This window comes from Arthrobacter sp. E3 (assembly GCF_017353415.1).
In the GTDB taxonomy this organism is placed as follows: domain Bacteria; phylum Actinomycetota; class Actinomycetes; order Actinomycetales; family Micrococcaceae; genus Specibacter.
On sequence record NZ_JAFMPX010000010.1, the window covers coordinates 40,568 to 64,590 of the forward strand.

The 24,023-nt window shown below is 62.1% G+C and carries 24 protein-coding genes; 18 read left to right on the forward strand and 6 right to left on the reverse strand.

Going from position 1 to position 24,023, the window contains the following annotated elements:
- Positions 1-143 precede the first annotated feature (143 nt).
- The 3 genes from JMA46_RS06490 to JMA46_RS17615 all read left to right on the forward strand — a co-directional run bounded on the left by JMA46_RS06490 (position 144) and on the right by JMA46_RS17615 (position 1,601).
- Positions 144-734: a GNAT family protein gene (locus tag JMA46_RS06490; protein ID WP_207344517.1), complete on the forward strand. Its 591-nt coding sequence runs from the start codon at positions 144-146 to the stop codon at positions 732-734.
- A gap of 380 nt (positions 735-1,114) precedes the next feature.
- Positions 1,115-1,300: an SUMF1/EgtB/PvdO family nonheme iron enzyme gene (locus tag JMA46_RS17610; protein ID WP_348770080.1), complete on the forward strand. Its 186-nt coding sequence runs from the start codon at positions 1,115-1,117 to the stop codon at positions 1,298-1,300.
- Positions 1,263-1,601 (forward strand): SUMF1/EgtB/PvdO family nonheme iron enzyme, encoded by a 339-nt coding sequence (locus tag JMA46_RS17615; protein WP_348770081.1) that lies wholly within the window; start codon positions 1,263-1,265, stop codon positions 1,599-1,601. Before JMA46_RS17610 ends, JMA46_RS17615 begins: the two co-directional genes overlap by 38 nt.
- Here the strand turns inward: JMA46_RS17615 and JMA46_RS06500 are convergent.
- Positions 1,585-2,790, reverse strand: coding sequence for an MFS transporter (locus JMA46_RS06500; protein ID WP_207344519.1), 1,206 nt, complete (start codon positions 2,788-2,790; stop codon positions 1,585-1,587). The genes JMA46_RS17615 and JMA46_RS06500 overlap by 17 nt on opposite strands.
- Positions 2,791-2,914: 124 nt before the next feature.
- Here JMA46_RS06500 and JMA46_RS06505 point away from each other — a divergent pair, with 124 nt between their 5' ends.
- Positions 2,915-3,598, forward strand: coding sequence for an FCD domain-containing protein (locus JMA46_RS06505; protein ID WP_207344520.1), 684 nt, complete (start codon positions 2,915-2,917; stop codon positions 3,596-3,598).
- Between the two features lie 29 nt (positions 3,599-3,627).
- Here JMA46_RS06505 and JMA46_RS06510 read toward each other — a convergent pair whose 3' ends face one another.
- The 3 genes from JMA46_RS06510 to JMA46_RS06520 all read right to left on the reverse strand — a co-directional run bounded on the left by JMA46_RS06510 (position 3,628) and on the right by JMA46_RS06520 (position 5,608).
- Positions 3,628-3,939: a protealysin inhibitor emfourin gene (locus JMA46_RS06510; RefSeq protein ID WP_207344521.1), complete on the reverse strand. Its 312-nt coding sequence runs from the start codon at positions 3,937-3,939 to the stop codon at positions 3,628-3,630.
- On the reverse strand, positions 3,936-5,015 hold the full coding sequence (locus JMA46_RS06515; RefSeq protein ID WP_207344523.1) for a M4 family metallopeptidase: 1,080 nt from the start codon (positions 5,013-5,015) through the stop codon (positions 3,936-3,938). The genes JMA46_RS06510 and JMA46_RS06515 overlap by 4 nt, the downstream gene beginning before the upstream one ends.
- Before the next feature lie 113 nt (positions 5,016-5,128).
- Positions 5,129-5,608 carry an Lrp/AsnC family transcriptional regulator gene (locus JMA46_RS06520; protein WP_207344524.1) on the reverse strand — a complete coding sequence of 160 codons (480 nt, stop codon included), beginning with the start codon at positions 5,606-5,608 and terminating at the stop codon, positions 5,129-5,131.
- A gap of 143 nt (positions 5,609-5,751) precedes the next feature.
- On the opposite strand from JMA46_RS06520, the gene pdhA reads away from it, so the two are divergent.
- The 4 genes from pdhA (at position 5,752) to JMA46_RS06540 (ending at position 9,824) form a co-directional block, all read left to right on the forward strand.
- Complete coding sequence (gene pdhA / locus JMA46_RS06525; RefSeq protein ID WP_207344525.1) at positions 5,752-6,921, forward strand: pyruvate dehydrogenase (acetyl-transferring) E1 component subunit alpha; 1,170 nt, start codon at positions 5,752-5,754, stop codon at positions 6,919-6,921.
- Positions 6,918-7,928 (forward strand): alpha-ketoacid dehydrogenase subunit beta, encoded by a 1,011-nt coding sequence (locus tag JMA46_RS06530; protein ID WP_207344526.1) that lies wholly within the window; start codon positions 6,918-6,920, stop codon positions 7,926-7,928. Before pdhA ends, JMA46_RS06530 begins: the two co-directional genes overlap by 4 nt.
- A gap of 2 nt (positions 7,929-7,930) precedes the next feature.
- A complete protein-coding gene (locus JMA46_RS06535) occupies positions 7,931-9,349 on the forward strand; it encodes a dihydrolipoamide acetyltransferase family protein (protein ID WP_207344527.1) in 1,419 nt (472 codons plus the stop codon).
- Between the two features lie 106 nt (positions 9,350-9,455).
- Positions 9,456-9,824, forward strand: coding sequence for an SPW repeat protein (locus JMA46_RS06540; RefSeq protein WP_207344528.1), 369 nt, complete (start codon positions 9,456-9,458; stop codon positions 9,822-9,824).
- A gap of 124 nt (positions 9,825-9,948) precedes the next feature.
- On the opposite strand, the gene JMA46_RS06545 is transcribed toward JMA46_RS06540, so the two are convergent.
- Positions 9,949-10,539, reverse strand: coding sequence for a TetR/AcrR family transcriptional regulator (locus tag JMA46_RS06545; protein WP_207344529.1), 591 nt, complete (start codon positions 10,537-10,539; stop codon positions 9,949-9,951).
- A 120-nt stretch (positions 10,540-10,659) separates the two neighbouring features.
- On the opposite strand from JMA46_RS06545, the gene JMA46_RS06550 reads away from it, so the two are divergent.
- The 8 genes from JMA46_RS06550 to JMA46_RS06585 all read left to right on the forward strand — a co-directional run bounded on the left by JMA46_RS06550 (position 10,660) and on the right by JMA46_RS06585 (position 19,973).
- Positions 10,660-12,267 carry a carboxyl transferase domain-containing protein gene (locus tag JMA46_RS06550; RefSeq protein WP_207344530.1) on the forward strand — a complete coding sequence of 536 codons (1,608 nt, stop codon included), beginning with the start codon at positions 10,660-10,662 and terminating at the stop codon, positions 12,265-12,267.
- Positions 12,268-12,271: 4 nt separating this feature from the next.
- Positions 12,272-14,413 (forward strand): biotin carboxylase N-terminal domain-containing protein, encoded by a 2,142-nt coding sequence (locus JMA46_RS06555; RefSeq protein ID WP_247647105.1) that lies wholly within the window; start codon positions 12,272-12,274, stop codon positions 14,411-14,413.
- Between the two features lie 11 nt (positions 14,414-14,424).
- On the forward strand, positions 14,425-15,588 hold the full coding sequence (locus JMA46_RS06560) for an acyl-CoA dehydrogenase family protein (RefSeq protein ID WP_207344532.1): 1,164 nt from the start codon (positions 14,425-14,427) through the stop codon (positions 15,586-15,588).
- Positions 15,589-15,611: 23 nt separating this feature from the next.
- Positions 15,612-16,385 (forward strand): CoA transferase subunit A, encoded by a 774-nt coding sequence (locus JMA46_RS06565; protein ID WP_207344533.1) that lies wholly within the window; start codon positions 15,612-15,614, stop codon positions 16,383-16,385.
- Positions 16,386-16,387: 2 nt separating this feature from the next.
- Complete coding sequence (locus JMA46_RS06570; RefSeq protein ID WP_282099549.1) at positions 16,388-17,041, forward strand: CoA transferase subunit B; 654 nt, start codon at positions 16,388-16,390, stop codon at positions 17,039-17,041.
- Complete coding sequence (locus JMA46_RS06575; RefSeq protein ID WP_207344535.1) at positions 17,038-17,541, forward strand: MaoC family dehydratase; 504 nt, start codon at positions 17,038-17,040, stop codon at positions 17,539-17,541. The genes JMA46_RS06570 and JMA46_RS06575 overlap by 4 nt, the downstream gene beginning before the upstream one ends.
- Positions 17,542-17,589: 48 nt before the next feature.
- Positions 17,590-18,402 carry a CoA ester lyase gene (locus JMA46_RS06580; RefSeq protein ID WP_207344536.1) on the forward strand — a complete coding sequence of 271 codons (813 nt, stop codon included), beginning with the start codon at positions 17,590-17,592 and terminating at the stop codon, positions 18,400-18,402.
- Between the two features lie 257 nt (positions 18,403-18,659).
- Positions 18,660-19,973, forward strand: coding sequence for a bifunctional alpha/beta hydrolase/OsmC family protein (locus JMA46_RS06585; protein WP_207344537.1), 1,314 nt, complete (start codon positions 18,660-18,662; stop codon positions 19,971-19,973).
- A gap of 400 nt (positions 19,974-20,373) precedes the next feature.
- Here JMA46_RS06585 and JMA46_RS06590 read toward each other — a convergent pair whose 3' ends face one another.
- On the reverse strand, positions 20,374-21,849 hold the full coding sequence (locus JMA46_RS06590; RefSeq protein ID WP_207344538.1) for an Ig-like domain-containing protein: 1,476 nt from the start codon (positions 21,847-21,849) through the stop codon (positions 20,374-20,376).
- Between the two features lie 132 nt (positions 21,850-21,981).
- Between JMA46_RS06590 and JMA46_RS06595 the strand changes: the two genes are divergently transcribed.
- Both JMA46_RS06595 and dxr read left to right on the forward strand, forming a co-directional pair.
- Entirely contained in the window at positions 21,982-22,743 is a 762-nt protein-coding gene (locus tag JMA46_RS06595) for a helix-turn-helix domain-containing protein (protein ID WP_207344539.1), read from the forward strand.
- Positions 22,744-22,797: 54 nt separating this feature from the next.
- Positions 22,798-24,012, forward strand: a complete 1,215-nt coding sequence (dxr, locus tag JMA46_RS06600) for a 1-deoxy-D-xylulose-5-phosphate reductoisomerase (protein ID WP_207344540.1) — start codon at positions 22,798-22,800, stop codon at positions 24,010-24,012.
- Positions 24,013-24,023: the final 11 nt, after the last annotated feature.

The following is a 24,023-nucleotide window of genomic DNA, read 5'->3' on the forward strand; positions in this document are numbered from 1 at the left end:
ATCGCCATTGCCGTGGACCAGTCTCACTACAAGCAGACCAAGGGCACGTGTTTCACCAAGGTTTGCGCGCAACCACCAACAACGGATGACAGTCGATCAAGATATGAGGATTAAGGCTCAGCAATCGACTGAACAGGTGAACGATGAGTCTTTCCGAATCCTACCCACGCGGCCCTAGGTTGAGTTTCCGTGACTTCACGGCGGGGGACATCTCCGCTGTGCACGAGTTCGCCTCAGACCCTGACTTGACTCGCTGGTCAGCATGGGGACCGAATACTTGGGAGCAGGCGGCCTCCTTCGTTGCGGATGCAGCCGGTGAGCATCTGAAGGAAGGCCGATCGGCGTTTTCACTTGCTGCCGTTTTGGAGGGTAAGGTCATTGGCTCGGTGGCTATTTGGACCACCGACCGCGACGACCGGACCGGAGAGCTTGGATACACCTTCCACCGCTCTTATTTGGAAAACGGCTATGCGACTGAAGCTACAAGTCAACTACTGAAATTTGGTTTTGATACGCTCAAATTGGAGCGAATCAGTGCCACCTGTCACCCTGGCAATATCGGTTCAAATCGAGCTCTAGAAAATGGTGGATTCACTCTAGAAGGACGGCTTCGTTCTCACAGATTAGTGCGAGGAGCCCGCAGGGACTCTCTGCTCTATTCCGTTTTGCGCGAGGAGCACGACAGCGCAAGTGTCGACGCAAGAGCTGGCCAGGGAAAAGAAGAATCACAGTAGTCCAACCCAAGATTCTGCCACCGGGAGTCGGACCTCCAACAAGGGGTTGAAGCTGCCGCCGGCTTGCGTAGTGGGGTGTGCACAATGGGTCCAAATGGCAGAATAGTCAGGTGACCATTTTTGACCTGCAGCTTCTACCGGCTGGCCGTGTCGAGTTGCACGACGCACGTCGACAGAGTCGGAGGACAGCGGAAATTGAACTGTTCGAGATTTGTGCCGTTCCTATCGCGGAGGCCCAATATGCGGGTTCCACAGAAACTGAAGCTCTCGGAGAACGGCTCCCAGCAACGGAGATGAGTTGGCTGGATGCGATCCAATTCTGCAACGCGGCGTCGCGAAGAGAGGAACTCCCACCCGCGTACATTCTCAACTAGAGCGAAGTGACATGGCACACCCCTTCAGCCGGCTATCGGCTCCCGACTGAAGCCGAGTGGGAATACGCCTGCCGCGCGGTGTCACTGGCCCGCACTATGGAGCACTTGAACTGGTGGCGTGGACAGCCTTGGATGAGGTGGAGCGCCCCAAGCAGTGGCCTCAAAAATAGCGAATCAGTTTGGGCTTCATGACACCCTCGGAAATGTGTGGGAATGGTGCTGGGATCTGTTGGATCCCGCCAGATACGGCGACTACCGGGTATTTCGCGGCGGCGGATACGCTGACCCAAAATGGAGTGTTCGCGTCTCGACACGACGTGGTGGAGCGCCTGGCATGAGCCATCCTGACGTTGGTTTCCGCATTGCTCGCGGTGGGTTTACCCATGCTGGCACTGTACAAGGATGGTCCGCCGAGGTCGACACGGAACGCAGTTCCCTCTCCGGTCCACTGCCATCCGGTTGGACGCCACAGGCCACTACCGGGAAGCGGTAGCGGGATGTGGCTTTCGAGCCCGGCCAGCTGTGAATGCCGCGGCGCCCTGCAAGACGGCGAGGGCCGCGACCAAAGCCAACGAAGCCTGCCACCCGCCGGTCAGCTGCGCGAAGTAGCCGGCAGCCACAGGTCCCATGGCGGCAAAAAGATAGCCTACGGACTGGGCCATTCCAGAGAGTTGCGTCGTCTCGGAATGGGTACGCCCGCGCAAGCTGATCAGCGTCAGGGCAACCACCAACGAAGCCCCGGAACCAAGGCCGGCAATGATGGCCCATGCCACACCCCACGCCGGAAACAGCATCAACCCCAGCGCGCCGACAATCATCGGCACGCTGGCGGTGACCGCAGCTGCAACTTGGCTGTGCGGCTTGTGCATCATCCTGGGGATGGTCAGCCCGGAGACGATGCCCACAATTTGGTACATGAACAGGTGCAGCCCGGCTTGTTGGGGAGAATTCCCGTTCGCCGTTTCGATGGTGGGCAGCCAAGTGACCATGATGTAGAACGTGGTGGACTGCAGGCCCATGTAGGCCGTGACAAACCAGGCTGTGGACTGCCGCCACACGGTTCCTACCGGGACCGCCGTCGTCACCATTGGATCGTTGCCCGGAGCTGCACCGCGTGTGCGGGGCATCCAAATGACGGCGGTCACCACTGCCGGTACGGCCCAAAAGGCCAGTGAGCCCCGCCATCCCGTGCCTGTGGCCAGCGGGACGGCGATGGCTGATGCGATCGATGCGGAAATGGTGATGCACGCGGAATAGATGCTTGTGGCTCGGGAGATGCGGGTGACGTAGTCGCGTTTGACGAGAGTGGGCACCAGGACGTTGCCGATGGCGATCGCACTGCCCACCACTATTGTTCCCAGCCACAGGCCAGGGGACCCAGTGTAGGAACGAATCACCGTGCCGGCAGCCAGAAGTCCGAGCGCAACCAGGATGGTTCGCTCCATGCCCAAACGCCGGGACACCAGATGGACAAGCGGTGACACTGCGGCAAAGGCCAGCAGCGGCAGGGCCCCCAACAATCCCTGGAGTCCCTTGCCCAGGTTCTCCTCCGCGCCAATCATGGGCAGCAACGGCCCCACCGCTGTCAGTGCTGGTCGGAGGTTCAAGGCCACCAGAAACACGAGGGCGACCATGACAGGTGTCATGGACGCGGTGCTGCGCACCCGGGGGCCAGCGCTCATTGCATCTCCATTCAGGCACAGTTGTACATATGTCTGACAATTAGATTAGCATCGTGGCACCACGCAGCAGCCGGTACAACAAGTTGTACCTTCACGGCTGCATTTGGCAGGAAGGGAAGAGTCGATGCAGGAACCGGTACGGAATGTTCCCTTGGGCACCCAGTTGGCGGACACTTTTCGTGAACTCATCGTCTCCCGCACATGGCCTGTAGGGCAGAAAATTCCCAGCGAACACGAACTGGCGCTCAAGCTGGGCGTCAGCCGTGCCACCGTACGTGAGGCGCTGCGGGCGTTGAGCATTGCGGGCCTGCTGGAGCCGCGTGTAGGCGATGGCACATATGTACTGGCCACCGACGAGATTTCCGGGGTTTTGGCGCGGGAAGAAACATCCATGCTGCTCGAACATGTTCTCGACGCCCGTGCTGGACTGGAGGCGGCCAGCGCCCGGCTTGCCGCATGGCAGGCAAGTCCTCACTCACTGGTCGAACTCGCGGCGGCCCTTCTCGCCCGCACCACCGCGCATGACACAGGGGACATGGCAGCTTTTGTCGCGGCGGACGCGGACTTCCACCGGGCTGTGGTCTTCGCCAGTGGGAACCCCGTGCTCATCCGGCTCTACGACGCGGTGGCCGGAGTGAATGCCCAATCCGTGGAACACACTGCCACGTTGCCGGAACAAAGCGCCATTGCGGATGCACATGCCCGGCTTACGGCCGCCATCATTGGCAAGAACGTCGAAGCAGCTTCTACAGTTGCCTACGAGCTCATTGACTCAGTCAAGGAAATGGGAGCACCACAGGACACCTGACGGATGCCAGCGATGGCAAGCCGAAGGGCCTATTGTTCCAATGACTCTATTCGCCCAGGGCATTGACGTACCCAGTGCACCAGCTCCTCCACATCCGGGGGCATGGATTCATCCGTGAAGTGCAGGTCGAGATGATCTTCGCCCTCGCGCAGTGACAACTCGTACAGTTGCGCATCGGCCCGCTGCCGAGCGGGTTCCGGTGGGGCCAAGGAGCGCAGCCCTGCACGGTCCACCTCCGCTGCCAGATCCTGTGCCTGGTCTGAAGGGAGGGTGCTGGAGTCCACCGCTATGACGGCCACGATGCCGGCGAATCCACCTCCGATCCGCACTGTTAGTTTCATGGCAGCACGCCCACTTCACGCCAGGCACCTTCCACAGCGTGCGCCTCAGCCGTGCCAAAAAGTGTCCCAGCCACTTCTATTGTGGCCCTTGCCGCTTCGTCAAACTGGGTGTTGGCATGAAGCATCGTGGTGAGCGTCTGGTACCAGATCTTTCCCGCCCGTTCCCAAGCGTTGCCGCCGAGCGCCATCGCGGCGAGGTAGAAAGCATGGTTGGGGATGCCGGAATTGATATGCACGCCACCGTTGTCATTGCGGGGGTCGTTGTCATCGGGAAGGTCCACATAACCATCCATGGTGGCTGGCTGCCGGTCCCCGGAATAGGCGGTTCCGGGCGCCTTCATGGAACGCAGCGCCTTGCCCAGCGACGGCACCAGGATTCCCTCCCCAATCAACCAGTCTGCTTCCACGGCATACTGCTTGAGTGTGTACTGTTTCACGAGCGTGCCAAAAACATCCGAGAAGGACTCGTTCAGGGCTCCCGACTGTTTGCTGTAGGCCAGCCCGGCTGTGAACTCGGTGATCCCGTGGGTGAGCTCGTGCCCAATGACATCCAGCGCCCTCGTCAGGCCGCCAACTTGGAAGATTTGTCCGCTGCCGTCCCCGTACACCATCTGGGTGCCGTCCCAGAATGCGTTGTCGTAGGCAACACCGTAATGGACGCTGGAGACCAGCTCCATGCCGGCGTTGTCGAGTGAATTGCGTCCCATGACCCGCAGATAGAAGTCATAAGTTTGGGCACTGCCGTCATACGCCTCATTGACGGCAGGGTCAGTGCTCTTATGTTCGCCCCATCCGCGCATCCGCACCCCAGGCAGGAACGTCCGGCCCTTCTTCTGGTTATCGTAGACGGTCAGCCGGCGGGTCGAAGAAATATTGAATCCCACCAGCTGTCCCATGGGGAGCCCAAACTGGCGCGTCAGTCGGCCCATGACGGCGCGCTGCTGGCGGAAGGCAGCCGAAGTGGCGAGAGCCCGCACGGCAGCCTGTTGCTGGTCGGAGGTGCCGTCGAGGGCCAGCTGTGCCAGCAGGTCCGGCGGTGCAATGCTGCAGTGCGTGTGTGAATGAGTGGCAAACATATTCTTCCCCCTGGGGCTCGGTGCCTGGCGTGTGCCTCAACGCTACGCCGCCGCCCGCCTAGTTGATAGAGGGTGCCTGTTCAAGGGAGGGCCCTGGAGCGGGGTAGATCAATCTAGTCGTCTTCGGTGCCCATGACACGCTGGAGGAGCGGTCCCAGGCGGAACGGCACGATCTCGTTCATGGCCAGCGAGGTTTCGGTGCGTTCGACGCCGTCGCACGCCAGGATCTTGCCGTTGACGCGAAATAGATCCTCAGCGCCGGTGGACACAACACGCACCAGAAGATCGGCCCGCCCACTGAGCCCGTGGGCTTCCACCACCTCGGGGATGGCAGCAAGGGAAGCAGCCAGTTCGCCCAGCTTTTGCTGCTGCACATGGATGGAAATGAAGGCCGTTAGCGGGTACCCGAGAGCTGCGGTGCTGATGCGGTGGTCGAAGTTCAAGAAGGCGTCGCGTTTTTCCAGCGACGCCAGCCTGGCTTGGACCGTGTTGCGGGAGAGGCCAAGCTGGGCGGCCATGGCAACGACCGTCTGGCGGGGGTCCTCGGAGATGGCCAGCAGAATGCGTGCGTCGGTGCGGTCCAAAGTAGGCATAGTGCGCAGACTAGCACGGTCTGAACACCATCGACAGGGCAGAATGTTCAATATTGTCGGCGGTTATTGCGCCGGGTGCGTGACGTGAGTATCGTCACCCTTATCGACGATGATGTCGCGCCACTTACAAGGAGGCGAGCTCAATGAGTGATCCACGCCAAGAGCCGGAGGACCCAAGGTCCATGCACATGCACCAACTCATTACTGCTGACGGGCAGCGAGTCCAGGACGAATTACTTGATGAATTCGTTGCCGATGTTGACGATGAAACTCTGCTGGGTCTCTTTAGGGACATGGTGGAAGTCCGTCGCATCGATGTGGAGGCCACCGCACTCCAGCGCCAGGGGCAGTTGGCACTGTGGCCGCCGATGCTCGGCCAGGAAGCATCGCAGGTGGGCTCCGTCAGAGCTCTGGAACCGGACGATTTTATTTTTCCCACCTACCGTGAAAACGGGGTGGCGTATTGCCGCGGGGCGCACCTGTCGGAAGTGATGGGTGTTTGGCGCGGCAACAGCAACACCGGCTGGGATCCCTATGAGATCAACGTGGCCACCCCACAGATCATCATTGGCGCCCAGACCCTGCACGCAACGGGCTACGCCATGGGCCTGAGCCTGGATGGCAAGGAATCGGTGGCCATCGGCTACCTAGGCGACGGCGCCACCAGTCAGGGTGACGTCCACGAGTCCATGGTCTTCGCCGCCAGCTTCCAAGCGCCCGTCATCTTCTTTTGCCAGAACAACCACTGGGCCATCTCAGAACCGGTTGGCCTGCAATCAGCTGTGCCCTTGGCCGGACGCGCCCCCGGCTACGGAATCCCCAGTCTGCAAGTGGACGGCAACGACGTCCTGGCAGTCCTTGCGGCTGTCCGATGGGCGGCCGCACGGGCACGCAGCGGAGGTGGGCCCAGCTTCATCGAAGCCGTCACCTACCGCATGGGCGCCCACACCACGGCTGATGACCCCACCCGCTACCGTGGCGTCACCGAACTTGAGGAGTGGGGTGCCAAAGATCCCATCGCCCGGCTCAGGGTTTTGCTGCAGAGCCGCGGAATGCTCGACGTCGGAGCTGAAGCTGAGATCGCGGCCGGAGCTGACGCTGTGGCCGCCGAGTTACGCCAATCCTGCATCAGCCTGCCAGATCCGGAACCGATGACCATTTTCGACAATGTCTATGTGGATCGTCATGCAGTCCTTGAACGTCAGCGCGACCACTACGAACGGTATCTGGCAGGCTTTTCCTCGGCGGGGCAAGGCCCGGGCGCAGGCAACGGGTCAACGGATGCAGGCACCAGGGAAGGGAGTCGGTCATGAGCAAGTTGACACTGACACAGGCCATCAACGCCGGACTGCGCCGCGCCTTGGAGGACGACCCCAAGGTTCTTCTGCTGGGGGAGGACATCGGCACCCTGGGCGGGGTGTTCCGGGTGACGGATGGTCTCATGAAGGACTTCGGCTCACACCGGGTCATCGACACGCCGTTGGCCGAATCAGGCATCATTGGCACGGCCGTGGGCCTGGCCTACCGCGGTTTCAGGCCCGTGTGCGAGATCCAATTCGACGGGTTCATCTATCCAGGCTTTGACCAGATCGTGTCCCAGGTGGCAAAAATGCATGTCCGCACCCAGGGCAAGGTGCGCATGCCGTTGACCATCCGCGTGCCGTTTGGCGGAGGCATAGGCTCACCGGAACACCACTCGGAATCCCCGGAAGCGTATTTCATCCACACCTCCGGACTGCGCGTTGTCAGCCCCTCCAACCCCCAGGATGCCTACACCATGCTGCGACAGGCCATCGCGTGCGACGACCCCGTCCTCTACTTTGAACCCAAACGGCGCTACCACGCCAAGGGGGACGTGGACTTGGATGCGGACCTGGCCGCAGCCCCGGCCCTGGACTCGGCACGGGTGGCGGCCGCAGGCGCCGATGTCACGCTGGTGGCCTACGGGGCCATGTTGAAAACGGCCCTCGATGCCGCCAGCGCGGCAGCCGCGGAAGGCACCTCGATCGATGTCATCGACCTGCGCTCGCTCTCACCGATCGACTATGGCCCACTGATGGAGTCCGTGCGGCGCACCGGCCGTCTCGTCATTGCCCACGAAGCCTCCCAAACCCTGGGGCTGGGTGCCGAGATCGCTGCCACCATCACCGAACGCTGCTTCAACTATCTTGAGGCCGCTCCCGTGCGCGTCACGGGCTTCGACGTGCCCTACCCGCCGTCAAAGCTCGAAAAACACCACCTGCCGGACCTCGACAGGATTCTTGACGGTGTTGACCGCGCCCTGGGCAGGCCCAACTCACAGACAGGAATGGAGGACTGACCATGCAGGTTCAATTCCGGCTCCCGGATCTTGGCGAAGGCCTCACAGAGTCAGAGATTGTCAGCTGGCACGTGGCCGTGGGCGACCCGGTGAAACTCAACCAGGTGATCGCAGAGGTGGAAACCGCCAAAGCCGTGGTGGAACTTCCCTCCCCGTACACCGGCACCGTCAGCGCCATCATGCACGAACCAGGCACAGTGGTGGAAGTCGGCGAAGTCATCATCGAGTTCGACGTCGCCGCGGAGCCAGACTCGGACTCGGCTGGAGTCGCTGGCTCTGTCCGAGATGGGGACCCCGCCCGCTACGCGGACGCCCGAAGCCGCTCCCGGGCCCCCATCTCGGACTCCGCCAGCGCAGAACCGGTGTCCGAGGCGGAGCCGAAGCGCGTGCCGACACTTGTTGGTTACGGAGCCGACCCGGAAACTTCCGCCCGGCCCGTGCGCCGGGCTCGGACGCTGTCCGCTCCTGCACAGGAACCCAAGAAGGCTGACGTTCACGTACAGGTGGACCGGCCGCGGTCCACTCCGCCGGTGCGCAAGCTCGCCCGTGACATGGGTGTTGGGTTGGAAGAGGTAGCCGGAACAGGGGAACGGGGTCTGATCACACGGGCCGACGTCCTCACCTTTGCCGGGGACCATGCAGTTGCCAGAGAACATACAGATTCCGGGGAGGGCACTGTGGCGGCCCCGGCGTCGGGCAGGGCAGAAGCTCAGGAGACGGTACGGGAAGTGCGCACCCCCATCAAGGGTGTGCAGAAGTTCATGGCGAAGGCCATGGTGGAAAGTGCGTTCACGGCCCCGCATGTCAGCGAATTCCTGACCATCGACGTGACAGCGGGCATGGACTTTTTGCAGAAGCTGCGCTCGCAGAAAGAGTTCGCCGGTATCAAGGTGACGCCTTTGACGCTGGCAGCCAAGGCCGTCACGTTGGCGGTCGCCCGGTACCCGGCGCTGAACTCACACTGGGACGAGAAGGCGCAGGAGGTGGTGACGTTCAAATACTTGAACCTGGGCATTGCCGCAGCCACGCCGCGTGGGCTCGTGGTGCCCAACATCAAGGACACCCAGGCATTGGGACTGCGCGGATTGGCGCAGGCGCTGGGGCAGTTGGCGGAAACGGCACGGGCTGGGAAGACCCCACCTGCGGATTTGGCGGGAGGCACGTTTTCCATCACCAACATTGGAGTGTTCGGCATCGACGCCGGCACGCCCCTGCTGAACACCGGTGAGGCGGGCATCCTTGCGCTCGGGGCCGTTCGCAGGACGCCATGGGAATATCAGGGGCAAGTGGCGCTGCGGCAGGTCATGACGCTCAGTTTGTCCTTTGACCACAGACTCGTGGACGGCGCCCAAGGCTCCCGCTTCCTGGCGGACGTGGGGGCCATCATGGCGGATCCGGCCATGGCCTTGGTGCTGAGCTGAAACGCGGCCTGAATGCAACCTGAATATTCTGCTCAAGGCGCCGACGCGGACGTATATTTTAAGTGACCCCCACTTTGGGAGCCAACTTGTAAGGAGGTTGGTAACAATGAAGAGGTGGAATCGCTGGCAGGACTCTGTAGCCGTGCTCGCAGGTCTGTACGTCGCCTTGGCAACAATCTGGACAACGCAGCAGGCAAGTTCCATGGTCATGATGATCGGCGTTGGTGTATTGCTGATCCTCTCAGGTGTTTGGAATCTGATGACCCCCGGGCAGCCGGTGGCCGAATGGCTTCTGCCGCTCTTTGGGGCACTCTTGTTCATCTCGCCGTGGATTGCGGGCTACACCATGCACACCGGGGCGACCTGGACGTCATGGATCGCCGGAGCTGTGGCCTTGATCGTCGGAGTTCTTGCCCTGCAGCCGGCCTTGCACCGGGACGCGGCAAGCCATCACGGAGGTGCAACAGCCCACTGAGGCATCTTTGCGAAATTTATTGAAGCGCTCTGTAACCGCGTCCTTCGTGACACCGGCCGGGGACAGCGCCCATGAAAGGGAAGCGCCGGAGTCCGGCGCTTCCCTTTTGCTATCAATCAGGAGATCAGGCCTCCGTCAGTGCCGCCCACGCCATCGCTTCCAGCATGGACCTAGCCGCGGCAGCCTTCCGGCTGGGGATGGGCACGCTGTGCGGCGTTGAGTTGATCAGCCCAAAGACGGCGTGGGCCTGCAGCCGGCGCAGCGCGGCCTCACGCTGTGGAAGCAACTCTCCTAGTACCTCCACCCAAAGTTCCACATAGGCGCGCTGCAGGGAACGGACGGCAGTACTGTCCTCCTCGCCCAAACTGTCAAAGTCCCTGTCCTGCACACGGATGACGTCCGGCTGTGCCATGGCGAAGTCAACATGGAAGGCGACCAGCGCGCGCAAGGAGGAACCGGCGTCGGGCGCGGCCTGTACAACGGCTCGCCCGCCTGCCAGCAGATCCTCGCTGACCCCCACTAACAAGGCTCCGAGCAGCGCTTGCTTGCCGTTGAAATGCCTATAGACGGCCGGCCCGCTGACCCCCGCCGCAGCCCCCAGATCCTCAATGGAAACACCGTTGAAGCCGCGTCGGGCAAACAGTGTTGCGGCGGAGGCGAGCAGCGCTGAGCGGCGCTTGGCCTTGGCCTGGGTGCGGGGGGTTTCTTGAAGCATGGGACCTGAATTCATTTGCTGGACATCACAGTGCGGACGGACTAACCTGAAAACCAGTTAGTGAGCATTAACTTAGTTAATATTGTTCAGTGTAGCGGCGATGACGTCAACGAGGGGTCAATGGAGACTTTGCAGAGCCACGTGGAACCGGCCGGGGAGGCCTTTGCCCGCAACGATGCCCAACAGCGCGCCTTGGCTGCACAACTGCGCCAGACGTTGCGAACCACGGCACTGGGCGGGCCGGAAAAGTCCCGTGAACGCCACGTTGCGCGCGGCAAGGTGCTCCCGCGCGAACGCATCGACCGGCTGCTCGATGAGGGCAGCCCCTTCCTTGAAATTGCGCCGCTGGCAGCCTATGAAATGTACAGCGGCGCCTCACCCGGCGCCGGTGTCATTGCCGGCGTTGGCCTTGTCCAAGGCCGCCACGTGATGGTGCTGTGCAACGATGCCACCGTCAAGGGCGGAACGTACTACCCGATGACCGTGAAAAAGCACCTGCGGGCGCAGGAAATCGCGTTGGAAAACCACTTGCCCTGCATCTATCTGGTGGATTCCGGCGGTGCGTTCCTGCCCATGCAGGACGAAGTGTTCCCCGGCAAGGACCACTTCGGCAGGATCTTCTTCAACCAAGCCAAGATGTCCGCGGCAAAGATTCCGCAGATCGCCGCTGTCATGGGCTCCTGCACGGCCGGTGGGGCATATGTGCCGGCCATGAGTGATGAAACAGTAATCGTGCGCAACCAGGGCACCATTTTCCTGGGTGGGCCACCGCTGGTAAAGGCCGCCATCGGAGAGATTGTCACGGCGGAGGAGCTGGGCGGTGGAGACGTCCACGCCAGCATCTCGGGTGTGGTGGATCATCTGGCGGAAAATGACGACCACGCGCTGGCGATCATCCGGGACATCGTGGACACGCTCCCGCCCAACCCAACCCCCGCGTGGGCCGTGGGGGCCAGCGAGGCACCCGCTGTGGATCCCGACGAGCTTTACGGCGCCGTGCCCACGGACCTGAACACCCCGTACGACTGCCGCGAGATCATCGCCCGGCTCGTTGACGGCAGCAAATTCCATGAGTTCAAGAAAAACTACGGCACCACGCTCGTCACCGGATTCGCCACGTTGCACGGACACCCGGTGGGCATTGTGGCCAACCACGGCGTGCTGTTCAGCGAGTCCGCACTGAAGGGTGCGCACTTCATTGAACTGTGCGACCAGCGCGGCATCCCGCTGATCTTTTTGCAGAACCTCAACGGCTTCATGGTCGGCAAGGACTACGAGCACGGCGGCATTGCCAAACACGGGGCCAAGATGGTCACGGCCGTCGCCACCGCGCGCGTGCCGAAACTGACGGTCATTGTGGGCGGGTCCTTCGGGGCCGGCAACTACTCCATGTGCGGGCGCGCCTACAGTCCCCGCTTCCTGTGGACGTGGCCGGCGTCGCGCATCTCCGTCATGGGTGGCAGCCAGGCCTCCTCCGTGCTGGCCACGGTCAAGCGCGACCAGCACGAACGCCGTGGCGAAGACTGGTCCGCAGCCGAGGAGGACGCCTTCAAGGCACCGGTTCTCGCCCAGTTTGAAAAGCAGGGCAGCCCCTACTACGCCACCGCCCGCCTCTGGGATGACGGCATCATCGACCCCGCAGACACCCGCACCGTCCTCGGACTGGCACTGGATGTGTGCGCCAGAACCCCGCTGCCGGAAACCTCCTTCGGCCTCTTTAGGATGTGAGCCCATGAGCCCTCTTTTCGACACCGTTCTGGTGGCCAACCGCGGCGAAATAGCCTGCCGCATCATCCGCACACTGAAGGATCTGGGCATCCGCTCGGTGGCCGTGTATTCCGAGCCCGACGCCGGAGCCCGCCACGTGCGCGAGGCCGACGAAGCGCTGTGCATAGGCCCCGCAGCCGCAATCGAAAGCTACCTGAACATCGCAGCCATCGTTGCCGCATGCCGTGAATCCGGCGCCCAGGCAGTGCACCCAGGGTATGGGTTCCTGTCGGAAAACCAGGCCTTTGCGCAGGCACTCAAGGATGCGGGTATCACCTTCATTGGCCCCTCGGTCGAGGCGTTGAACGTCATGGGGGACAAGATCCGCTCCAAGAACCACGTCGCCGCAGCAGGAGTTCCGCTGGTGCCCGGCATTTCCAAGGCCGGGCTGAGCGACGCTGACTTGACCGCAGCTGCGCAGGGGATTGGCTTTCCGTTGCTCATCAAGCCGTCGGCCGGGGGCGGGGGAAAAGGCATGCACAATGTGTATTCAATCCAAGAACTGCCGGCAACCCTGGCCACCGCACGCCGGGTGGCTGCTGCCGCCTTTGGCGACGACACCTTGTTCCTTGAACGCCTCGTGGCCAATCCCCGGCATATTGAAGTGCAGATCCTCGGTGACAACTTCGGGAACGTGGTCCACCTGGGTGAGCGTGAATGCTCCCTGCAGCGCCGCCACCAAAAAGTCATCGAAGAGGCGCCCTCACCGCTGCTGACGGGCATGGCCGACGGTGCCGCTGTCCGGGCGCGCATCGGCGCCGCAGCGTGTGCCGCCGCTGCCAGTGTGAACTACACCGGGGCCGGGACAGTGGAGTTCATCGTCTCCAATGACACTCCAGACGAGTTCTTCTTCATGGAAATGAACACCCGTCTGCAGGTGGAGCACCCCGTCACCGAAATGGTGGCCAGGGTTGATGGCGAGCCGCTGGACTTAGTGCAATGGCAGCTGCGCATCGCCGCCGGGGAACCAATCACGTTCAGCCAGGAAGCGGTCAGCGCCGAAGGCCACGCCGTCGAAGCCCGCGTGTACGCCGAAAACCCGGCCCAGGGGTTCCTGCCCTCGGCCGGGACCGTCGTAGTGCTGGATGAGTCAGTTGCCGGGCGCCCGGGAGTGCGCGTGGATAGCTCCCTCCTGCAAGGGCTGGAAATCTCCGCCGACTACGACCCCATGCTGGCCAAGGTCATCGCCTGGGGAACAGACCGCGATCAGGCCCTGGAACGCTTGGACGCGGCCCTGCATGACTACGTGGTGCTCGGCGTCCCCACCAACGTCGAGTACCTGCGCCTTCTACTCGCAGACCCCGATGTCCAAGCCGGGCGTCTGGACACCACCCTCATTGAACGCAAACTCCCCGAACTGGCTTTCCGCACCCTCGACGCCGACGATTACGCAGCAGCCGCGCTCCTGACACGCGGATCGGCACCGGAGGTCGGGCTTGGGGAGCGGCTTGCGAGCCTCGGCCCGTGGGGCCGCACTGACGGGTGGCGGCTTGGTGATGCTGCTCCGTGGCGGTTGGCCTTCGCCGGGGTGGGACGCACGGCGGTGGTGACGGTCAGCGGCAGCCGGGACGGGTCAGCTGAGGAAGGGGCCGGCGTCGTGCATGTCAGTGGGGATGAGCTTCCCGATGGTGGCGCACATACGGCCCGGCTGGTAGATGCAGGGATCGGCGTGGAACTCGAATGGGACGGGCAAAAGCGGCAGTATCGGTTTGCCCGCAACGGGTCTGAAGTGCTGCTTGGAAGTGGCGGGTGGACGGCGTCGGTGCAGTTGCTGGGCCGCGACGCCGTGACGGCGCGGATGCTGGAGGGGCTGGAACGTGATGAAGCGGCGGCTGATCCGCAGGTGCGCAGCCCCATGCCGGGAACCGTGACCATGCTCAATGTCAGCAACGGGGACAAAGTTCAGGCCGGCACCGTGCTGCTCGCCGTGGAGGCCATGAAGATGGAGCATCAGCTGGTGGCCGCCATCGCCGGGACGGTGCACGTGGGGGTGGCTGTGGGGTCGCTGGTCAAGGCCGATCAAGTGGTCGCCACGATTGTTCCGGACCTGTCCACCGACACGGAGCTCCCCGATGCCTCCCATGAAAAATCAACCAAGGATTCCTGAAGGGAAACAACGTGCCCAATTTTGAACTCAACGAGGAGTACCAGGCGCTCAGCGACATGGTCCGCGACTTCGCAGACAACGTGGTTGCCCCCGTCTCAGCCCAGCACGACGCGGAGCACAGCTTCCCCTATGAGATCGTGTCGCACATGGGGGAGCTGGGCTTGTTCGGACTGCCGTTCCCGGAAGAGTTTGGCGGCATGGGCGGGGACTACTTCGCCCTGGCGCTGGCCTTGGAACAGCTGGGGCGGGTGGACCAGTCGGTCGCCATCACGCTCGAGGCAGGGGTGTCACTGGGCGCCATGCCCGTGCACCGCTTCGGGACCCAGGCGCAGAAGGAGGCATGGCTGCCACAGCTGACCAGCGGTGCGGCACTGGCGGGCTTCGGCCTGACAGAGCCCGACGCCGGATCGGACGCCGGACGCACCTCCACCCGGGCGAAACTGCAGGACGGCGAATGGGTCATTGACGGCAGCAAACAGTTCATCACCAACTCCGGGACGGACATCACCAAATTCGTAACCGTCACAGCCGTCACCGGCAGCACCGAACGCGCCGACGGGACGGTGAAGAAGGAGATTTCCACCATCATCGTTCCCAATGGAACGCCAGGCTTCACGGTGGAAAAGCCCTACGGCAAGGTGGGCTGGAACGCCTCAGACACCCACCCGCTGACGTTCACCAACGCCCGGGTGCCGGAGGAAAACCTGCTCGGTGAGCGCGGCCGTGGGTATGCGAACTTCCTGTCCATCCTGGATGAAGGCCGCATCGCCATCGCCGCGCTGGCCACCGGTGCCGCGCAGGGCTGTGTTGATGAAGCCGTCCGCTACGCCAAGGAACGCCACGCGTTCGGCCACAACATTGGCCACTACCAAGGCATTTCCTTCAAAATTGCGCGCATGCAAAGCCGTGCGCACCTGGCCCGGCTGGCCTATTACGACGCCGCCTCGCGCATGCTCGCAGGCAAATCCTTCAAGACGGAGGCGGCCATCGCTAAGATGGTCGCAAGTGAGGCAGCCATGGACAACGCCAGGGACGCCACACAGGTGTTTGGCGGTTACGGGTTCATCAACGAGTTCACCGTTGCCCGCCACTACAGGGATTCAAAGATCTTGGAGATAGGGGAAGGCACCACCGAAGTGCAATTGATGCTCATTGCCCGCGACCTGGGCTTGTGACCCTTCTCGAAAGGAACCCCGCCATGATCAACAAAGTAGTTGCCTCACCGGCTGCGGCCGTCCATGACATCCACGACGGCGCTTCCCTCGCCGTGGGAGGCTTCGGACTGTGCGGCATCCCCGTAGCCCTCATCCAGGCCCTCTACGATGCAGGAACCTCACGGCTGGAAACCATCTCCAACAACTGCGGTGTGGACGACTGGGGCCTGGGCATTCTGCTCAGCGACGGCCGCATCCGCCGCACCATCTCCTCCTACGTGGGGGAGAACAAGGAATTTGCCCGGCAATTCCTTGCCGGCGAACTGGAAGTCGAGCTCACCCCGCAGGGCACGCTCGCCGAGAAACTGCGCGCAGGCGGCGCCGGGATACCTGCCTTCTACACAGCCGCCGGTGTAGGCACCCAGGTCAGCGAGGGCGGACTGCCGCGCCTGTACGACGGCGCGGGCGGAGTGGCGATCGCCTCGCCACCCAAGGAGGTACGCACCTTTGGGGACGCCGACTTTGTCTTGGAGGAATCCCTGCGACCGGACTTTGCCCTTGTCCACGCCTGGAAGGGCGACCGCCACGGCAACCTGATCTTCCACGCCACTGCCATGAACTTCAACCCGCTGTGCGCCATGGCAGGGACGGTCACCATCGCCGAAGTGGAAGAGCTGGTGGAACCTGGCGAACTGGACCCCGAACACATCCACGTACCAGGCATCTTCGTCCAACGCGTGGTCCACGTGCCTGCCGGGACGCCAGGGAGCGAAAAACGCATCGAAAAGCGAACTGTTGCAAACAGCCAGGAGGCATGACCATGGCACTGACACGGAATGAACTGGCCGCACGGGTGGCACAGGAGTTGCGCAACGGACAGTACGTGAACTTGGGGATTGGCATGCCTACCCTGATTCCCAACTTCATCCCGGACACGGTGGAGGTGGTGCTGCATTCGGAGAATGGGATCTTGGGGACGGGACCCTACCCGGCCGAGGCCGACGTCGACCCTGATTTGATCAACGCTGGGAAGGAAACCGTCACCGTCAACAAGGGGGCGGCGTTCTTTGATTCGGCCACCTCGTTTGGCATGGTGCGCGGGGGACACGTGGATGTGGCCGTGCTCGGGGCCATGCAGGTTGCCGCCAACGGGGATCTGGCAAACTGGATGATTCCCGGCAAGATGGTCAAGGGCATGGGTGGGGCCATGGACCTGGTGTTCGGCGCCAAGAAGCTGATCGTCATGATGGAGCACGTGGACAAATACGGGGCGCCAAAGATCCTGCAGGAGTGCACACTGCCCTTGACGGGGAAGAAGTGCGTCGATCTGATCATCACGGATCTGGCGGTGATCGAAGTGACTCCGGACGGTTTGGTCTTGAAGGAACTGGCTCCGGATGTCACCGTTGAGCAAATTGTGGCAGCGACCGGGGCACCGCTGAACTTGGAAATGCATGATCTGGACAACGTATGAGTGACGGACACGCGGGGTACCGGAAGACGCCGGGAGTAGTGACGCAGCGTGGTCTCTACTATGAGGAACTGGAACTGGGCATCCTGTACCAGCACCGGCCGGGGCGCACCCTGACCGAAACCGACAATGTCCTTTTCACCACCATGACCATGAACACCCAGGCACTTCACCTGGATGCTGCATGGAGCCAGGACCAGCCCTTCGGACAGCGCATCATGAACTCCATGTTCACCTTGGCCACCATGGTGGGGCAGTCCGTGGCACAACTGACGCAGGGCACCATCGTGGCGCAACTGGGCATGGGCGATATTTCCTTCCCGCACCCCCTCTTTCACGGAGACACGCTGTATACGGAGACGGTCGTGACGGAAAAGCGGCTCTCAGCCTCCCGTCCCGGCCAAGGTATCGTGACCATGACCCACACCGGACGCAACCAATCCGGCGTGGTGGTGGGGAAAGCCAGCAGAACAGCACTTTTCTGGCTCAAGCCCACCAGCTAAAACCCAACAGTTAAGGACAATGCCATCACAGCCACGAGGGAATTCACCATGGGACCGGCGCTGCTCTTCGCCCCCGGGGACAGGCCGGACCGCTTCAACAAGGCAGCCGAACGCTCCGACGCCGTCATTCTTGATCTGGAGGACGCCGTCGCACCTGCGGCCAAGGCCCAGGCACGGGAGAACATGGCCGCCAGCACGCTTGACCCGGCAGCAACCATGGTGCGCATCAACGCCCTAGGCACCGAGGCCGCACGCCTTGACCTGCATGCTTTGGCGCTGGGGCGGTTCAACACCATCATGGTGGCCAAGGCGGCCGATGTGGATGCCATTGCAGCGCTGGAAAAATACAATGTGGTGGTCCTTTGCGAAACGGCCGCCGGAATCCTGGCCGCTCCGGCGCTGGCGAAACTCCCCAACGTGGTGGCACTGATGTGGGGTGCCGAAGATCTGGTGGCCTCACTCGGTGGAAGCTCCAGCCGTTTTGGCGCTGGAAGCTCTCAAGCTGGCAGCTACCGGGCCGTGGCAACTCATGCGCGCTCGCAGATGCTGCTGGCCGCGGGGGCGGCAGGCAAAGTTGCCATCGATTCCATCTATGCCGACTTTGCTGACCTTGATGGGCTGGCTGCGGAGGCGGAGGACGCTGTGGCCAGCGGCTTTGGTGCAAAGGCCTGCATTCACCCGTCCCAAGTGGCAGTGGTCAGGGAGGCATACCGGCCGGGCCCGGCGCAGATTGCTGCGGCAACTGAACTTCTGGCCGCGGCGGACGCTGCTGGCACAGGTGTTTTCGCGTTCAAGGGACAGATGGTAGACGGCCCCATACTGTTGCACGCCGAGCAAACGCTGCGCCGGGCCGCCCAGTAGCGCACCACCACCCACCCGACGCTCCCGCACGTTCGGGGCGGTTCCCTCTGACCCTCCTGCACCTTTGGGGCACAATTTTGGAACGCTTCTTCAGCGGATGGGAGAGCGTTCTTCATTTCAGCCCTGAAACTGCAGGAGCGTCCGGAGGGTGGGGCATGTGGGAAACGTTGGTGACGCGAACCGTATCAATGCCTTGATGAGCACGCTACTGTGAAGGCACCGGAGGGATTGCCAGTACAGCGAAGGTAGGGGACAGCATGAACGTGTCAGCAGGTTCGCTCAAACTGCAGTTTCCAGGATCTCAGAGCGGTGCACTTGCGGCCCGCTTGGAGCTGCCGGATGGTGAGGTGCGGGCGTATGCCCTGTTTGCGCACTGTTTCAGCTGCAGTAAGGACGTGTTTGCCGCTTCCCGAGTTTCCCGTGGACTGACCGCGTCCGGAATTGCTGTGCTCCGGTTCGACTTCACCGGGCTGGGTCAATCAGATGGCGACTTCGGCAATACGAACTTCACCTCAAATATCGATGATTTGGTGCGGGCGGCGGAGTTTCTGCGGGACAATTACCGCGCGCCGCGCATATTGATCGGTCACTCGCTCGGGGGCACTGCCGTGCTAGCAGCGGCGCATCGCATTCCATCCGTCAGTGCTGTTGCGACAATTGCCGCACCGGCCGACCCGCAGCACGTAAAAAGGCTGCTTCGCGATGACATCGATACGATTCAGCGGCAGGGCTTCGCGGAGGTGGAATTGGGTGGACGCCGATTCAAAATTCGTCAGCAGTTTCTCACCGATGTCGCCGCACAGCCACAAGCTGAGCGGATCCGTACTCTTGGAGCAGCGCTCTTGGTGATGCACTCTCCGGCGGACAAGATCGTCTCCATTGATGAAGCGGGGAAAATTTTCGATTTGGCGAAGCACCCGAAGTCTTTCGTGGCGCTCGACGGCGCCAACCACCTGCTGAGCAGACGTGAGGACTCCCAGTTCGCTGCAGACATCATCAGTGCCTGGGCCGCGCGCTATGCCTTTGAAGACGATGCGGCACCTGCGGGGGTGTATGACGTAGAAATCGCTGACCGAGCACAAAAACCTTCTGTAGAACGTGAGCACGGCGTTGTCACGGTGGAGGAGACGGGCAACGGCTTGTTTCAACAGCGCATCTCGTCCGGGGGCCACAAATTGTTGGCTGATGAGCCGGAACCCATCGGCAGCGATACTGGCCTTTCACCGTACGAGCTGCTGCTGGCAGGGCTCGGAGCATGCACGTCAATGACGTTGCGCATGTACGCGGAGCGCAAGAACCTCGCGCTGGAGAAGGTGAGTGTGCGCCTAGCCCATTCGCGCATCCATGCAGATGACTGCGCAACCTGTGAGACAACGGAAGGGATGATCGATCACATCGATCGGTCGATATCACTGACCGGCAATCTGTCTGTAGCTCAGATCGTCAGGCTGTTGGAGATAGCCGACAAGTGCCCAGTGCATCGCACTCTGCGTTCGGAGATCATGATCACCACTGTTTTGGACGAATCCGGGACGGCGACTGCCGCCGAAGGACGGTTGCACGAATCGTAGTCACTGCCCGGCCCTGCCAGTTGTAGGCTGCTGTCCAGTGAGATCGCAACCGGGCTGCGTTCGATCTGCTGAGAGATACCTGACGGCACCATGTGGGCCGATGAGCACTAGTGGTTGCTCGCCAGCAAGCTTGATTTCGACTCGACGCCAATTGCAGGAACGAGAGAGCTCATCCGCGAACTCGAGTATGCGACGGGCAGAGAATGTCTGCCGATTCACCCCGACGTCGATCCTTGGTCGCGCAGCGACGTGGACAACCGCCCCGAGTACATCACGGCCCGTGTTGCGTCTGGAACTCCCGTTCGGTGTCGCAACGAGATCTCCCCGGGTCAAGGGCCCAGGGAGATCTCGTTAATACTCGATGCCCTTCGAACGGGCAATCAGCAGTGGTTGGTGCCAGCTATGGACGCTTCACCATGATGGTTGTTCCGTTACTGTCACCGTCCGGATCGGTATTGGTGGTTGGCGCGTACGTCGAGGAGGTAGCGGTCACGTTGGTGACCTTGAACACCGTTGATTTGGTAAAAACCGTGAAGGAGAAGTTCCCCAGCGAGCAGGTGCCGGTGGCTGCGGTGATGCAGGTCAACGTTCCCGTGTGGTTGGAGAAAGTTCCGCTCACGGTAGCACCTGCCAAAGCAGTTCCGTTGGAGTCAAGGACTGTTGCCGTCACCCGCGGTTGCCAAGTCCACCATGATGAACCAGACGTGGTCGCATTGTCCAGATCCCCGACATGATGCATCGTTGGCGTCGGCGTCGGCGTCGGCGTGACGGTCGCGGTTGGCGTCGGTGTCGCGGTCGGTGTTGGTGTTGCGGTTGGTGTCGGTGTCGCGGTCGGTGTTGGCGTTGCGGTTGGTGTCGGGCTCGTGGTTGGCGTCGGTGTCGGTGTGGCTAAGCTTGGGTTGTAGACCGTGAAGGGCAGGTTTTTCCCATCCCAAGTCATGCCGTCCCTCGTGACGGAATTCGTACTGAACCCTGAACTCACGAGCCCACCACCGACCCCACGCAGGCCGCCGATAGTGCATGTGCCGTCCGCTACGGTGACGCAGTCGCCTCCGAAGCCAGCGCCGGTGAACCATCCACTAACGGTTGCGCCCGAGACTGGGGCTCCTGTCTGGTCCTTGATCGACACGGTTGCTTTTGGCACCCATACGTCCGGATTAGGGCTGAGGACGCTGGCGTCGAGGATGCTGTCGACACCCATGACGGGGAGTGCGGGTGGTTTTGGGCACGCATATCCGCGTTCGAAGTAGTTCGGCGCGGTCTCGATCAGGTTTACGCCGGTACTGATGTTTTTTGGTCCAATCGGGTCGTGTGAACCGGTGGCATAGAGCATGTCGGCGGCTTCGTCATATTCCACCAGCGGACTTGGGCCCCACCTCAGGAGCCCGGTGGCGGTGTCACTCCAGTAGGTGCAGAAGAAACTGGAGCCAGCCTTCATTACCAGTTCAGCGTGTCCGCGGCTGCCGAAGTAGGACGTGATGGTGTCCGGGTGTTGAACGTCGCCGGAATAGCGGTAAGAGACCGTGCTGCCGTCAGCTCCGTGGAAGTCAACATAGGAGTTCGAGCTTCGTTGAAAGGTGCCTGATGGCGATGGGCACCAAGCGTCCGTGTAGTTGGGGAAGGCCACACAGGTGGAGGTGTAACTTCCGTCGGCGTTGAGGGAAACCTGTCCCGTTCCGCCATGGACCACTGTCCATTCTCCGTCCAGGTTGGACAGCGCATGGGCCGGCGGGGGTGCTGCCATCATCGTAATGACCAGGGCCAGTGCGGAAGCCAGTGCGAGCAAAAAGCCCAGGCGCCTCCAGGATGGCCGGGGATGTGCAGTATCTAGCGGTTCCCCACGGCTGGGCGAGCTTGCAACCAGAGAATTAAACATGACGTTCCCTCCATCAGGTCAGCAGCGGGGGAACACGAGAATGGCGAACCGCCTCTAACGTTAACAAACGTTGACTGTAGAATGAACGCCCGAAGAACCGCTGTCAACACCAATTAGTTATAGACTTTTAGCATGGCAGTTGATGAGTCCCCACTTGACCCGAAAGTCCTGTCCCGATTGGGCAGCTTGGATGATCCCGTGCGCCGACGGCTTTATGAGTACGTGCGCGATTGCGAACAGCCTGCGGGGCGTGATCTGGCTGCTGAGGCGACAGGGATCAGCCGCACCTTGGCTGCCTACCATCTGGACAAGCTGGTTGAGGCTGGACTGTTGCGTGCCAGTTATGCCCGTCCGGCCGGACGCAGCGGTCCCGGCGCTGGCCGGCCCGCGAAGTTGTATCGGTTGGTCGAGGAGGATTTGGCCGTCAGTGTTCCGCCGCGTGACTACGAACTGCTCGCACGTCTTCTTGTTTCCTCGGTGGACCGCGATCCCACAGGTGCCGTGCAGCAAGCCGTCAACCTCGCCGCCTACGACGCTGGCCAACAAGCCGGTGCGGGCCAAGGCAGGACCCTGATCGCTGTTTTGAACGGCAGCGGCTACCAGCCACGGGCCACTGACGATGGCTGCATCGAGCTGTGCAACTGTCCCTTCCACGCCCTCGTCGAGGACCACAAGGACGTTGTTTGCGACCTCAACCTGAACCTCATCCAAGGCATGCTCGATGGCGGCAACCAACAGGACGCCCGCGCTGAACTAAACTTCGCGCCAAACCGCTGCTGCGTCGTCATCCGCAATGCCCAACTTGAGCGGAATTCAGACCCAGCCGAAGACACAAACGGAATCCGCCGCCCGACTTCAGGCCGTCACGTCGCAACAGAAGAGCGGGCCCAATGACCGCATCGGAATTCGCAGAGCGGAACTCTGCCGCGATGCGGAATACTTGAACACATGGAGCATCGCAAAATAATCATTCTCGGCTCGACCGGTTCCATCGGCACACAGGCGATTGACGTCGTCGGACAAGCCACGCTGGAAGACGGAACGCCGCGCTTCAGCGTGACTGCTCTAAGCGCTGGCGGCGGAAACCTGAAACTGCTTGCCGAGCAGGCCGTTCAGCTGCGGGTTTTGGCCGTGGGCACAGCCTCGGACGACGCCGTAACGTTGCGTTCGCTCATTGCCTCCTGCGCCGAGGCGGCCGGGCTGGCAGGCTTCGCGCCGGAGGTTCTTTCCGGCCCTGATGCCGCAACGTCCATCGCGGGGTGGGGTGCAGGCACTGGTGACGGGGCCGACGTCGTGCTTAATGGCATCACCGGTTCCATTGGGCTGGCGCCAACTTTGGCCGCTTTGGGCACTTCGGCCATTTTGGCTCTGGCCAACAAGGAATCGCTGATTGTGGGAGGGGCTCTCGTCAAGGAAGCCGCCTCGCCCGGGCAGCTGGTTCCGGTTGATTCCGAGCACTCCGCCCTGGCACAGGCGCTACGTGCGGGCACTGCGACTGAGGTGGACAAACTGATCGTTACTGCCTCCGGCGGACCTTTCCGCGGGCGCAGCCGCGAGGAACTGGCGGATGTGACGCCGGAGCAGGCGCTGAAGCACCCCACTTGGGACATGGGCTTGATGGTCACTACCAACTCCGCCACCCTCGTCAACAAAGGCCTGGAAATCATTGAGGCGCACCTGCTCTTCGATGTCCCGCTGGACCGGATTGAGGCCGTGGTGCACCCGCAGTCAGTGGTGCATTCCATGGTGCAATTCACCGACGGATCCACCATCGCCCAAGCGTCGCCGCCGGACATGCGCCTGCCGATCGCGCTGGGGTTGGGCTGGCCAGACCGGGTTCCGGGTGCCACGGCACCGTGCGACTGGAGCAAGGCGGCCACCTGGACGTTTGAACCGTTGGACAACGTAGCCTTTCCCGCCGTCGAACTTGCAAAGGAAGCCGCCCGGCGGGGGAGTACCTGCCCCGCCGTCTACAACGCGGCGAACGAGGAAGCGGTCCACGCCTTCCACGCCGGGCGGATAGGCTTTCTGGATATTGTGGACACCATTGCCCAAGTTCTCAGTGAACACACACCCGGCTCGCAGCTGACGCTCGAAACCGTGCTGGAAGCTGAGGAGTGGGCACGTGCCCGGACCCATGAGTTACTGGCCGGCAAAGGCTGAGATTTTCGTAG